This window comes from Streptacidiphilus sp. EB129 (assembly GCF_041262645.1).
GTDB lineage: Bacteria > Actinomycetota > Actinomycetes > Streptomycetales > Streptomycetaceae > Streptacidiphilus.
On the sequence record NZ_JBGCCS010000008.1, the window covers coordinates 95080 to 108459 of the forward strand.

9 protein-coding genes are annotated in these 13380 nt (G+C 71.1%); 6 read left to right on the top strand and 3 right to left on the bottom strand.

Features of this window, described 5'->3' with window-relative positions:
• The first annotated feature begins 54 nt into the window (after window positions 1-54).
• Window positions 55-1041, top strand: coding sequence for an alpha/beta fold hydrolase (locus ABH925_RS12630; protein WP_370147526.1), 987 nt, complete (start codon window positions 55-57; stop codon window positions 1039-1041).
• The gene (locus tag ABH925_RS12635; RefSeq protein WP_370147527.1) at window positions 1041-2528 is read left to right on the top strand and encodes an MFS transporter; all 1488 of its coding nucleotides are present in this window, start codon (window positions 1041-1043) and stop codon (window positions 2526-2528) included. Before ABH925_RS12630 ends, ABH925_RS12635 begins: the two co-directional genes overlap by 1 nt.
• Before the next feature lie 46 nt (window positions 2529-2574).
• Here ABH925_RS12635 and ABH925_RS12640 read toward each other — a convergent pair whose 3' ends face one another.
• From ABH925_RS12640 to ABH925_RS12650, 3 genes are all read right to left on the bottom strand, one after another.
• On the bottom strand, window positions 2575-3885 hold the full coding sequence (locus ABH925_RS12640; RefSeq protein ID WP_370147528.1) for a hypothetical protein: 1311 nt from the start codon (window positions 3883-3885) through the stop codon (window positions 2575-2577).
• A 45-nt stretch (window positions 3886-3930) separates the two neighbouring features.
• On the bottom strand, window positions 3931-4434 hold the full coding sequence (locus tag ABH925_RS12645) for a SigE family RNA polymerase sigma factor (RefSeq protein WP_370147529.1): 504 nt from the start codon (window positions 4432-4434) through the stop codon (window positions 3931-3933).
• A 147-nt stretch (window positions 4435-4581) separates the two neighbouring features.
• Window positions 4582-8148: a choice-of-anchor D domain-containing protein gene (locus ABH925_RS12650; RefSeq protein ID WP_370147530.1), complete on the bottom strand. Its 3567-nt coding sequence runs from the start codon at window positions 8146-8148 to the stop codon at window positions 4582-4584.
• A gap of 378 nt (window positions 8149-8526) precedes the next feature.
• On the opposite strand from ABH925_RS12650, the gene ABH925_RS12655 reads away from it, so the two are divergent.
• From ABH925_RS12655 to ABH925_RS12670, 4 genes are read left to right on the top strand one after another with little or no spacing between them, the layout of a single operon-like run.
• On the top strand, window positions 8527-9894 hold the full coding sequence (locus tag ABH925_RS12655) for an extracellular solute-binding protein (RefSeq protein ID WP_370147531.1): 1368 nt from the start codon (window positions 8527-8529) through the stop codon (window positions 9892-9894).
• On the top strand, window positions 9891-10781 hold the full coding sequence (locus ABH925_RS12660) for a carbohydrate ABC transporter permease (protein ID WP_370147532.1): 891 nt from the start codon (window positions 9891-9893) through the stop codon (window positions 10779-10781). The genes ABH925_RS12655 and ABH925_RS12660 overlap by 4 nt, the downstream gene beginning before the upstream one ends.
• Window positions 10778-11644, top strand: coding sequence for a carbohydrate ABC transporter permease (locus ABH925_RS12665; protein ID WP_370147533.1), 867 nt, complete (start codon window positions 10778-10780; stop codon window positions 11642-11644). The genes ABH925_RS12660 and ABH925_RS12665 overlap by 4 nt, the downstream gene beginning before the upstream one ends.
• A gap of 23 nt (window positions 11645-11667) precedes the next feature.
• The gene (locus tag ABH925_RS12670) at window positions 11668-13290 is read left to right on the top strand and encodes a glycoside hydrolase family 13 protein (protein ID WP_370147534.1); all 1623 of its coding nucleotides are present in this window, start codon (window positions 11668-11670) and stop codon (window positions 13288-13290) included.
• Window positions 13291-13380: the final 90 nt, after the last annotated feature.

Consider the following 13380-nt stretch of genomic DNA (forward strand, 5'->3'; position numbering starts at 1 on the left):
TGGTGGTCACGGGGACTGCGTGCCGCCAGCAGTCGGTGCGAGCAGGGGAGCGTCTTGGATTTCGAAGAGTTCGTGGTGTCGGAGTACCGCGGCTACAAGTCCGAAAGCCGCACGCTGCGGCACCACGATCCCGAGGCCGAGACGGTGGTGCTGATCGGAGGGGCGTTCCAGCGCAAGACGGCGTGGGGCCGGCTGGAGGTGGCGCTTGCCGAAACGTTCCACGTGGTCACCGTCGACCTTCCGGGCTGGGGTGACGCGGACACGCTCCCCGCGTCCTACGGCGTGGACTTCCTCACCGAGTCGCTGCACGCGCTGCTCGGCGCCGCCGGGCACCGTCGGCTGGACGTGTTCGGCGGCTCCTACGGCGCGGCCATCGCCTACCGCTACGCCCAGACCCATCCGGAGGCGGTGCGCCGCCTGGTGGTGGTGGGCCCGGTGTCCCGGATTCCCGAGCGCGTCCGCGAGGCCATGCGGCAGTCCCTCGACCTGCTGGACAACGGACGGATGGACGAGTTCGCCGACCTCGGCACGCACATGCTGCTCAGCGCCGAGCCGGGAGCGCGGGTGGCCCGCCGGTCGGCGGTGCACCGGATCCTGCACCGGCTGTTCCGGGACATCGGCGACTCGGACCGGGAGAAGTACCGCAACAACACCCTGCGGCTGCTGGAGCAGGGGCTGCCGTCGCCGACTCCGCGGGTCGCGGCGCCCGTGCTGGTGGCCACCGGCGAGCATGACGCCTTCACCCCGCCGGAGCTGTGCCGGGAGTTCGCCCTCGGCTGCCCGGGCGCGCTCTTCACGGTGCTGCGGGACGCGGACCACGCGATCCACCTGGAGGTCCCGGACCAGCTCGCGGACCTGCTGACCCGCTTCTTCACCGGGCAGAGCCTGGCCGGTCTGGCCTACTGCCACCCGGTGGAGTACCCGGTGCGCCCCCCTCTCCCGTCCGCCCTGGTCACCGTCCCGCGGCCGGCTCCGGCCGGATGGTCCGCGTCGTCGCTGCTGTCGTCAGGTGCGGAACCGCGACCGGCGGTGGGGTGGTGATGAACGGGCTCGTCGACAGCCTGGCGCCCCCTGCGCCCGCCGTCGACCGGACCCGCTGGCGCGCCCTGGCCGTGATCGCCTGCGCGCAGCTGATGGTGGTGCTGGACACCACCGTGGTGAACATCGCCCTGCCCTCGGCCCAGCGCTCCCTGGGCATCTCGGACGGTGACCGGCAGTGGATGATCACCGCCTACACCCTCGCCTTCGGCGGACTGCTGCTGCTCGGCGGACGGCTCTGCGACCTGATCGGGCGCAAGCGGGCCTTCCTCACCGGGCTGGCCGGCTTCGCCGGGGCCTCGGCACTGGGCGGCACGGCCCACACCGCGGGCGAGATCTTCGCCGCGCGCGGCGTCCAGGGCGTCTTCGCCGCACTGCTCGCCCCGGCCGCGCTCTCGCTGCTGACCACCACCTTCACCGAACCCGCCGAGCGGGCCCGCGCGTTCGGCCTCTACAGCGCGGTCGGCGGCGCCGGCAGCGCGCTGGGCCTGATCGCCGGCGGCCTGCTCACCCAGTACGGCAGCTGGCGCTGGTGCCTCTACGTCAACGTCCCCATCGCGGCCGTCGCCGCCGCCGGTGCCGTCCCGTGGCTGGTCGACCGGCGGCCGGGCGACCGCGGGGAGAAGCTGTCCGCCCGGCTGGACATCCCCGGTGCGCTGCTCGGCTGCGGCGGACTCGCCACCGTGGTGTACGCCCTGTCCCACGCCGAGCGCGACGGCTGGACCGACCCGGGCACGCTGGCCCTGTTCGGTACGGGCGCGGGCCTGCTGGCGGCGTTCGCCGTCGTCGAGGCCCGTACCGGGTCGCCGTTGCTGCCTGCCCGGATCCTGGCCGACCGCACCCGGTTCGCCGTCTACCTGACCATCGGGCTGGCCGCGGTGGCCATGTTCGGCGTCTTTTTCTTCCTCACCTACTACCAGCAGACCGTCCTCGGCTACCGTCCGCTGCGCACCGGACTGGGCTTCCTGCCGCTGGTGGGGGCCATGCTGGTGGCGGCCACCCGGATTTCGGCCCGGCTGCTGCCGCACGTCGCTCCGCGCACCCTGATCATCCCCGGGCTGCTCACCGCCGCCGCCGGGCTCTGGCTGCTCACCGGCCTGGACGTGCACAGTTCCTGGACCACCCTGGTGCTGCCCGCGCAGATCCTGATCGGCCTCGGCCTCGGCGCCGTGGCCATGCCCTGCATCGCCACCGCCACGCTCGGCGTCGCGGAGCGGGACGCCGGCATCGCCTCGGCCACCGTCAACACCGCGCAGCAGATCGGCGCGTCGCTGGGCACCGCCCTGCTCAACACCATCGCCGCCGGCGCCGCCACCCGCGCACTCACCCGGCCGGGCGCCGCGCTCGACCCCGCCACCGCCGCGGTCCACGGCTACGCCGTCGCCACCGCCTGGGCCGCGGGCATCCTGCTCGCCGCCGCGGCCCTGGCCGCCACCCTGCTCCAGGGTGTGCGCGACCCCTCCATCGATGCCCGGGCCGTGCACGTATGACCGAGGCCGTCCGGCCGTGTGGACCGCGGCACCGGATCGGTGTGGGTCAGTGGCCCCACAGCGGGCTGGTGGCGAGGGCCTGGAGTTGGGCGAAGGTGAGCGGCGGCTGCGGACGGGTGGGCGGGGTGGCCTCGGAGTAGGAGTTGCACTCCAGCGCCACAACGCGGTAGCCGTCCGGGCGCAGGGTGTCCACTCGCCAGACGCTCGCCCTGCCACCCTTCTCGTTCGGGGTCTGGACGGCCATGACCCTGGTGCCGTCCGGCAGAGTCGAGATGCGGCAGTAGGTCGTGGTCTGGGCGCAGGTGAAGAGGGCGGCGGTGTCCACAGCCTTCGGCTGGGCGTTGACCTGGATCATGGCCTTCCCGTGGCCGTCGTCGAAGACGACCTCCGCGAATCCGTCCTGGCCGTTCGCGTTGCCGACCGTTCCGCCGGCGGGGAGCAGGCTCTGGAAGATGTGTGCCATCTGACTGGCGGGCAGCGTCCCTGGCTGGACCGGCAGGAGGGCTTCCGCCGGCGGAGTCGGGGTGGCGGCGACGGCCTTCGCCCAGACCGGGCTTTGGACCACGGCGGCGAGCTGGTTCAGGGAGAGAAGCGGGTCGGCGGAGCCGGCCGACGCCCCGAACTCCTCGACGAAGAGCTGGACCCCGTCCGGCCGCATGAGATCGGCGTACCAGCGCTTCTGGCCGGTGTCGGAGTCGGGGTGGGTGAAAGACGTGGTGGAGTGCAGGACAGAGCCGTCCGGCTCGATGGTCGTCGTGCAGACGTCGTAGGGCCGCTCCTCGATTCCGATGCAGCCGCCCTTGTCCTCACTGTCGACGGGGAAGCCGGGCGTGTCCCGGGAGATCGTCACGTCGATCTCGCTGCTGCCGTGCGGGGTGCTGTAGACGATGGCGGCGGACGGCGCCCCGCCGGCCGACCCGGTTCCGTCACCCAGAAAGCTCTTGGAATAGGACCCTCCTGGTGGGAGGGTGCGTTCCAGGGTAGCGAGCATGTCGGCGGCGGAGACGGGGGGCCCGACCGTGGGGCCGGCGACCGGCACCGGCACCGTGTGCGCCGACTGCGAGGGGGAGGGCGTCGCCGCGGCGCCCACCGGCAAGCTGGGACCCCGGTGCAGGAGCATCCCGCCCACCATCGCCACGACCGCCGCCATTGCCGCCGTCGAGCCGATGATCTGCAGTCGCCGGGTGCGCCGCATCCGCTTCCCGCGGACCAGGCTCCGCTGGTCGAGGTGGGGGCCGGGCGGGGGGAAGTCTTCTGCCGCCGCGCCCAGTCGGTCGGGCAGGCGCTGTGCGAACAGTTCGTCCGGAGTGGCGTCGACGGCAGCCGTGTCGCCGACAGCCGGGTCGTCAAAGGGCATGGTGAGAGCCGTCCTTGTGTCGTCGTGGGGTTCCGGGGGCGCGGTTCACCGGGCGGCGAGGTCGGGGAATCCCTCGCCGAGCAGGGTGCGCAGTCGTTGCAGGGCGCGCATGGACTGGGATCGCACCGCACCCGGCGACAGTCGCAGGGCGTGGGCGGTCTCCTCCACCGAGCGGTCCTCCCAGTAGCGGAGGATCAGCACCGCCCGGTCCCGGGTGGAGAGCTGGGCCAGGCCGTCGATCAGCGTGAGCCTCAGCGCGGTGTCCTCGCCCGGGCCGGACTGCTCCGGCAGGCGCTCGCTGGGGCGTTCGGTGGAGCTGCGGCGCCTTCGCTGGGACAGGTAGGTGCGCACCATCACGGTGTGGGCGTAGGCGACCGGGGAGTCGACCCGGCTGAGCCGGCGCCAGGACCGGTACATCTTGCCCAGGGTCTCCTGGACCAGGTCCTCGGCCAGGTGCCAGTCGCCGGTGAGCAGGCAGGCGGTGCGGAAGAGGTGCCCACTGCGGGCTGCGGCGAACTCCAGGTAGTCCGCAGGCGCTTCAGGGCTCATGCATGTCCTCCGTGGTTCGGCATTGCCCCTATAGACACCTCGGCGGCCGGTTCCGTTACAGGCAAGGGCGACGCAATTTCGCGGCGGACGAGGTGGTGCCTCCGAGCAGTCGCGCTCGGAGGCACCAGGGGTGGGAGCAGGGCCGGGTCAGCTGGTCCAGAGCTGGAACTCGGAGAGCTGGCCGGCCGGCCAGCCGGTGTTGGCGGTGATGTTCGCGCGGAAGTACCGCTGGGTGGTGGCGGGGAAGGTGATGGTGACGGTGTTGCTGTTGACGTTGGGGTCGAAGGTGTAGGTGGCGGACGCCACCACGGTGGTGAAGGTGCTGCCGTCGGTGCTTCCCAGCAGCGACAGCGTCTGGTTGCGGGCGGCCCAGGCGGTGCTGGCGGGCAGTTCCAGCACCACCCGGCTGACGCTCTGGGCGGAGCCGAGGTCGACCTGCACCCACTGCGGGAGGGCGTTGTTGGCGCTCTCCCAGTAGGTGCTCTGGTTGCCGTCGGTCACGTTGGCGGAGACGTAGTTCTGGGTGTTGCTCGACTCGGACGTGGCCTTGCCCGCCGCGAGGTTGGTGGCGACCGTCCCGGCGCCGGTGCCGGTCAGCGCGACCGTGACCGGACTGTCGGTGGCGTTGCCGTTGACGGTGATGCTGCCGGTGCGGGTGCCCGACGCGGTCGGCGTGAAGGTGACGTCGACCGTGCAGGAGGCCCCCGCCGCGATCGAGGTGCCGCAGCTGTTGCTCTGGGCGAAGTCGCCGGTGGTGGCGATCGAGGACACCGAGGCGGCGGCCGTGCCGGTGTCGGTCACCGTCACCGCCTGGGCGGGGCTGGTGGTGTTGAGCGTCTGGCTGGCGAAGCTCAGCGAGGTCGGGGCCACCGACAGCGTCGCCGACGAGGAGCCGCCGCCGCTGGGGAAGACCTCGAAGTCGGAGAGCTGGCCGGCCGGCCAGCCGGTGTTGGCGGTGATGTTCACCCGTACATAGCGCGCGGTGGTGGCGCTGAACGGGATGGTGACGGTGTTGTTGTTGGCGGTGGGATCGAAGTTGTAGCCCGCCGAACCGAGGATGGTCGAGAAGGTGCTGCCGTCCGTGGAGCCCAGCACCGACAGGGTCTCGGTGCGCGCGCCCCAGGCGGTCGACGGCGGGAGCCTGAGCACCAGCCTGCCGACGCTGTAGTTCTGGCCGAGGTCGACCTGGGCCCACTGCGGGAAGGTGCCGTTGGTGCTCTCCCAGTAGCTGGACGGGTCCGGGTCGGTCAGGTTGGCGGGCACGTACTGGCCGTTGCTGGAGCTGGCCGAGGCCGGCTGACCGGCGGCGATGTTCGTGGTGCTGTCGATGGCGCTGCCGCTCAGCGCGACGGTGGTCGGGCTGTTGGTGGCGTTGCCGGTGACGGTCAGGGTGCCGGTGCGGGTGCCGGCCGCGGTGGGCCGGAAGGTGACGGTCACCGCGCAGGAGGCGCCGACCGCGACCGAGGAGCAGTTGTTCGTCTGGCTGAAGTCACCGGTCACCGCCACGTTCGAGACGGTGGCGCCGGTCGTGCCGGAGTTGGTCACCGTCACCGTCTGCGGGGCGGCGGACGAGCCGACCGCCGTTCGGGCGAAGGAGAGCGAGCCCGGGTTGGCGCTCAGCACCGGGCCGGGCGCGGTGCCGGTGCCGGAGAGGCTCACGGTGTTGGTGACGCCGCCCGCGATGACGGTCAGCGAACCGGTGCGGCTGCCGGTCGCGGTCGGGGTGAAGGTCACCGCGACGCTGCAGGAGCCGTTCGCCGCGATGGACGTCCCGCAGGTGGTGCTCTGCGCGAAGTCCCCGGTGGTGGCGATGGACGAGACCGCGGCGGCCGTGCCGGTCGGGTTGGAGACGGTCACCGTCTGCGCGGCGCCGGTCGCCCCGGTCGCGACCGAGCCGAAGCCGAGCGCGCTGGGCGCGGCGGTGACGCCGGTGGGCGGGTACGGCGGGTAGACCGGGGGCGGCCAGCCGCTGCAGTACGGGGTGCCGCTGATGCCCGAGTTGCCGCCGCCGTCGGTGACGGTGAAGTTGCCGCCCTCGCAGTTGTAGACCGGGGACGGCGCGCCCACGCCGGTCGCGGTCACGTTGGTGAAGCTCGCGGCGCCGCCGGTCTGCTCCTGCAGGGCGAAGGTCCCGGTGCCGGCGATGGTCACGTTGTTGAGCGAGACCCCGCTGATGGTGCCCTCGACCCACTGCACGGCTTCGTAGGGGCTCTGCTCGATCAGCGTGTTGCTCACGTTGATCGGTCCGGTGATGGCGCCCTGGCTGCCGTCGAACCACAGTGCGCCGACGCCGAACTGCCAGTTCGGGTCGAGACTGCCGTCCCGGATCAGAGTGTTGTTGGAGATGGTGGTGGTGCCGACCGGGGTGGACGTGAACCGCTGGCCGACCTGGATGCCGCCGCCCTGGGTGATGCCGGTGTCCTGGACCAGGTTGCCGGTGACCAGGTTGTCGTGGCCGCCGTAGATCGCGATGCCGTTGGCGAGTTGCTGCAGCTCCACGGTGTTGTTCGAGATGGTGTCGTTGGCGTCGGCGCCGAGGCTGGAATCCGCCCAGGTCGCGATGCCGTCGTCGCCGGTGTTGCGGATGTCGCTGTTGGTCACCTTGGAGTTGGTGACGCCGCCGTGGAAGTTGATCCCGTCGGCGGTGGTGTCGCGGATCCGCATGCCGCTGAAGGTCAGGCCGTCCATCGGGCCGTCCATCCAGGCGCCGACCTTGTCGTGCTCGATCCAGAGGTTCGACACGGTCGAGTTGCTCATCGCGCCGCCGATGCCGTTGACCTGGGCGCTGTCGTCGCGGTTCTGCACGTTGCCGAAGATCGCGAAGTTCTGCAGGTGGACGTTGCTGCTGGGCGAGGGCGCGGAGTTGCCGTAGAAGCCGGGAGCCGAGCCGGTGACCGTGGAGTACCACATGCCCGCGCCGGCCACGGTCACGTTGTTGACGCTGATGTGGCCGGGGATGTCGAAGGTCCCCGGCGGGATCCACACCGTGCCGCCCGGGCCCGCCGCGCTGATCGCCGCGTTGAAGGCGCTGGTCGAGTCGTTGACGCCGCCGGCGTCGGCGCCCTCGCTGGTGACCGAGACGGAACCGGCCGGCTGCGCCAGGGCCGGACCGACCTGCTCGAAGTCGGCGAAGTCCAGGGTGTACGAGGCCGCGCTGTCGCCGCTGTCGACCTGCAGCCGGAAGGTGGTTCCGGCGGGATAGGTGGCGGGGAGCAGCCGGTGTGTCTCGTCGTAGAAGTGGTGCGGGTTGCTGCCGGGGGTGTTGGTGAACGGGTAGCTGCCGTAGAACCAGCTGTAGGCGTTGGTGAGGCTGAAGTCGGGCTGTCGCGTGCCGTTGACGTAGAGCGACAGCGGCGCGCTGTAGACCGAGCCGTCGGAGCTGTCCGGGATGCTGTAGCGGAAGTCGATCGAGTTGGTCGCCACCGGGGTGGTGAAGCTGACGTACTGGCCGCTGCCGTTGCCCTGAAGGGTCACCGCCTTGCGGCCTGACGCCTCGTCGGCCAGCTGGCCCTGGGTGTAGCTGGGCCCGATGACGGTGCCGTCGGTGGCGGAACTCTCCGCCTGCACCTCGGCGTAGGGCAGGCTCGCGCCACTGCCGCCGGTCGCGGCCGCCCAGGCCGAGGGGGTTGCCAGGGCCAGGACACCGGCGGACAGCAGCGCGGTGCTGCCGGCCACGGCGACCGCGCGCCTGAGTATGCGTAGGGACTGGAACAACAGCCTGCTCCTTCGAACGTGCGGAACGGGGACGGGGAGCTGCGACGTGCGGCCGCCGGGCGTACGGGACGGTTCGAAGGACGGCGCGAGGGGGACGGCGCGTGGGAACCGTAATCCGCAGGACACGAAGCCGCAATATTCCGAGCAGACTTCGCATAATTTCCGCAACTCCTGAGTGATCTCTTGCGTATCCGAGCGGGAAGACTGCGGCTGGATCGTGCGGCTCAAGGGTGATGTCCCGGTAGGGCCGCAGATGTCGAGGGAAGCATGTTCAGTTCTTGCGTCATTCAGTCGACATCTTGTGCTCAGATGTCAGCGGTGCTTGAGTGATGGCCACCACTCCCCACCACCCTCCGCTCATGAAGGGGTCACCCACCCATGCGCAGATCCGCAGCGCTGCTGGTCGTCGGCGCGCTCTCGCTCACCGCGGCCGCCTGCTCCAGCTCCGCCACCGGCAGTTCCGGCACCGGCGGCAACAGCGACGGGAAGGTCACCATCACGGTCGACTGCGCCCCGCCCACCAGCCGTCCGACCCAGCGTCAGCAGTGGGCCGACGACGTCGCCGGCTTCGAGAAGCTCCACCCGAACATCACGGTGAAGAGCATCGACACCTTTCCCTGCGAGACGCCGGAGCTCTTCACGGCGGCGCTCAGAGGAGGCACCGAGGCCAACGTCTTCTACACCTACTTCACCGACCGGCAGCAGGTCCTGGACGCCGGCCAGGCCGCCGACATCACCCCGTACGTCACCGCACAGAACCTGCCGGTCAAGGACGACATCCTGCCCTCGGTCTGGGATGCGATGAAGTCCGGCGGCAAGACCTACGCGGTGCCGCGCACCAACTACTCGATGGGCCTGATCATCAACCGGAAGCTGTTCCAGCAGGCCGGACTCAACCCCGACCAGCCCCCGCAGACCTGGGCCGAGGTCGAGGCCGACGCACAGAAGATCACCGCCCTGGGCGGCGGCATCGCCGGGTACGGCGACTACAGCGCCGGAAACAACGGCGGCTGGCACTTCACCGCCGAGATGGACGCCCGCGGCGGCGCCATGGTCAGCGCCGACGGCAAGAAGGCCGCGTTCAACACCGCACAGGGCCTCGCCATCCTGCAGAACCTGCACAAGCTGCGGTTCGACGACAAGGTCATGGGCACCACCCAGCTCTACAAGTGGGGCGACCTGCAGAAGCAGATGGCGGCCGGCAAGCTCGGGATGTACATCGCCGCCCCCGACGACATCACCTACATGGTGCAGAGCCTCGGCGCCCACTACGAGGACTTCGGGATGGGCCCGATCCCCGGCGACACCGGACCCGGGGCCGGCACCCTGGCCGGCGGCGACGACTACATGTTCAACATCAAGGACACTCCGGCCCAGATCACCGCGGGCGTCCAGCTGCTCAGCTACCTGTGGCTGACCGAGGGCCAGGGACAGCAGTACAACTACCCCAGGTCGAAGGCGTCCGGGCAGGCCGTGGGACTGCCGGAGCCCGAGCTGTTCCAGGGCGCCACAGCCGCGAAGGACACCCAGCTGAAGACGGCCAACGCCACCATGTCGGTGCAGGCCTTCGCGCCGTTCGTCAGCGCGAACGTGCCCGGCGTCGGCGAGCCCGCCAACGCGCAGGCGATCTACAAGATCCTCGACACCGCGATGGCCTCCGCCGTGACCGACCCCAACGCGGACCTGCAGAAGCTGCTGGACACCGCCGAGTCGCAGGTCAACGAGGTGCTGGCGAACGCCCAGTGAACACCACTGGGGCGCTGCGCAGATCCGTGCGGCGCAACCTCGCCGGGCACGGCTTCCTGATCGGCGCCGTGCTCTGCTTCGCCTGCTTCTCCTGGTACCCGATGGTCCGCGAAGTGGTGATGAGCTTCCAGAAGGAGCGCGCGGGCCGGACCACCTGGGTCGGGCTGCACAACCTCGACCAGATCGTCAACGACCCCAGTTTCTGGCAGGCCTGGCGCAACACCGCCGAGTTCACCGGGCTGGCGCTGCTGCTCGGCTTCGCCCTGCCGTTCGGCGTGGCGATCGTGCTCAACGAACTGCGGCACGCCCGGGGCTACCTGCGGGTGCTGGTGTACCTGCCGGTGATGCTGCCGCCGGTGTCCTCGCTGGTGCTGTTCAAGTACCTCTACAACCCGGACTACGGACTGTTCGACCGGATCCTCTCGCTGCTGCACCTGCCCACCTCGGCCTGGCTGCAGTCGCCGAACATGGCGATGGTCGCCGTGGTCGTCGCGTCCACCTGGATGAACATGGGCAGTGCCACGCTGATCTACCTGGCCGCCCTGCAGAACATCCCCGGTGAGCTCTACGAGGCCGCCGAACTCGACGGCGCCGGGCTGCTGCGCCGGATCTGGCACGTGACCGTGCCGCAGACCCGGCTGATCCTCTCGCTGATGCTGATGCTGCAGATCGTCGCCACCATGCAGGTCTTCGTCGAGCCCTTCGTGCTCACCAACGGCGGCCAGGGCGTGGACGGTTCGACCACCACCGTGGTCTACCTGATCTACCAGTACGCCTTCAACTTCTCCAACTACGGTGCGGCCTGCGCGCTCGGCCTGATGCTGCTGCTGGTGCTGGCCGGGTTCTCGGTGGTCTACGTCCGCGTCAACCGGAGGCTGGAGTCATGAGCGGCACCCGCACCCTGGTCAATCCGGTCCAGCTGAACCGGACCGTCTACCGGGTGGTCCTGGTCGCGGTGGTGCTGCTGGCCACCCTGGTCTTCCTGGGGCCGCTCTACCTGCTGGTGACCAACGGGCTCAAGGGCACCGCCGAGTCCATCCGCACCCCGCCCACCCTCTATCCGCACCAGGTGGTGGCAGCCAACTACGGCGACGCCTGGAACCGGCTGAACATCGCCCAGTTGCTGCTGAACACGCTCTGGTACGCCTTCGGGGCGCTGGCCTTCCAGCTGGTGCTGGACGTCGCCGCCGCCTACTCGCTGTCCAAGCTGCGGCCGGTGCTCGGCAAGGCGGTGCTCGGCCTGATGCTGGCCACGCTGATGATCCCGGCGATGGTCCTGGTGGTGCCGCAGTACCTGACCGTGCTCGACCTCCCGCTGCTGCACCTCAACCTGCTCAACACACCCTGGGCGATCTGGCTCCCCTCCGTGGCCAACGCCTTCACCATCTACCTGCTGAAACGGTTCTTCGACTCCGTGCCGCAGGAACTGCTGGACTCCGCCTCCGTCGACGGCGCCGGACCGCTGCGCACCCTGATCTCCATCGTGCTGCCGATGTCCCGGCCCATCCTGGGCGTGGTGTCCATCTTCGCGCTCGTCAACGTGTGGAAGGACTTCCTGTGGCCGCTGCTGGCCGAGCCCGACCCGGCCAGGCAGACGCTCAACGCCGGGATCTACTCGCTCTCGCTGGGAGTGCCGGAGAACGTGCTGATCGCGGCCGCCGCGATCTCGGCGGTCCCCACCGTGCTGTTCTTCCTTGTCTTCCAACGCAGCATCATGTCCGGCCTGACCGCCGGCAGCCTCAAGGGCTGACACCTCCCGAGGAGACACCTACCGTGCACCGACCCCACGAGTGGTGGCGTGGCGCCGCGATCTACCAGGTCTACACCCGCAGCTTCGCCGACGCCGACGGCGACGGCGTGGGAGACCTGGCGGGGGTCCGCTCCCGGCTGCCCTACCTGGCCGAACTCGGCGTCGACGCCCTGTGGTTCACCCCCTGGTACGCCTCCCCGATGGCCGACGGCGGCTACGACGTGGCCGACTACCGCGCCATCCACCCCGCCTTCGGCACCCTGGCGGAGGCCGAGCGGCTGATCGGCGAGGCACTGGGGCACGGCATCCGCACCGTCGTCGACATCGTCCCCAACCATGTCTCCGACCGGCACCGCTGGTTCCAGGAGGCGCTGGCGGCCGGTCCGGACTCGCCGGAGCGCGAGCGCTTCTGGTTCCGCGAGGGCCGCGGCGAGCACGGCGAGCTGCCGCCCAACAACTGGACCTCGCAGTTCGGCGGCACCGCCTGGACCAGGCTGCCGGACGGGCAGTGGTACCTGCACCGCTTCGCCTCCGCCCAGCCCGACCTCAACTGGCAGCACCCGGAGGTCCGCCGCGAGCACGAGGAGGTGCTGCGGTTCTGGTTCGACCGGGGCGCGGCCGGGGTGCGCATCGACTCGGCCGCCGAGCTGGTCAAGGACCCGGCCCTGCCCGACCTGGTCGAGGGCGCCGACCCGCACCCCTATGTGGACCGCGACGAACTCCACGAGGTGTACCGCTCCTGGCGCAAGCTCGCAGAGTCCTACCGGCGGCCGCGCGCCCTGATCGGCGAGCTGTGGCTGCCCGACCCCGAGCGCTTCGCCCGCTACCTGCGCCCCGACGAGCTGCACACCGCCTTCAACTTCGGCTTCCTCACCTGCCCCTGGGACGCGGCCCGGCTGCGCGAGGTGATCACCTCCACGCTCGCCGCGCACGCGCCGGTCGGCGCCCCGGCCACCTGGGTGCTCGCCAACCACGACATCACCCGCACGGTCACCCGCTACGGCCGCGCCGACACCGGCTTCGACTTCGCGGCCAAGGCCCACGGCATCCGCACCGACCTGCGGCTGGGCACCCGGCGGGCCCGGGCGGCGGCGCTGCTCAGTCTGGCCCTGCCCGGCTCGGTCTACCTCTACCAGGGCGAGGAACTGGCCCTGCCCGAGGTCGAGGACCTGCCGACGGAGGTCATCGAGGACCCGATGTTCCACCGCACCGGCGGCACCGACCCCGGTCGTGACGGCTGCCGGGTCCCGCTGCCCTGGAGCGGCGAGCACGCACCGTTCGGCTTCAGCCCGGACCGCCAGGAGCCGGTCGCCGCCTGGCTGCCGCAGCCGGCCTCCTGGGCGGCGCTCACCGTCGCCCGGCAGGCGGCGGACCCGGACTCCATGCTCAGCCTGTACCGCCGGGCGCTGCGCCTGCGGCGCGACGAACCCGCGCTCGGCGACGGCGAGTTGACCTGGCTCCCCGGCGGCCCCGGAGTGCTCGCCTTCACCCGTGGCGGTGGACCCGGCGACGGCTTCGCCTGCGTCGTCAACCTGGGCACCGGGCCGGCTCCGCTGCCGGAGCACAGCCGGGTGCTGCTCGCCAGCGGGCCGCTCGCCGACGGCCTGCTGCCCCCCGATACCGCGGCCTGGCTCCGCCCGGCCTGACCCGGGCCCGGCCAGGCCGCGACAGGGGCCGCACCGCTGCCGAGGGGTCAGCGGCGCGGCCCCGCCGTGCCCGCCGCGCCCGGTCGTGCC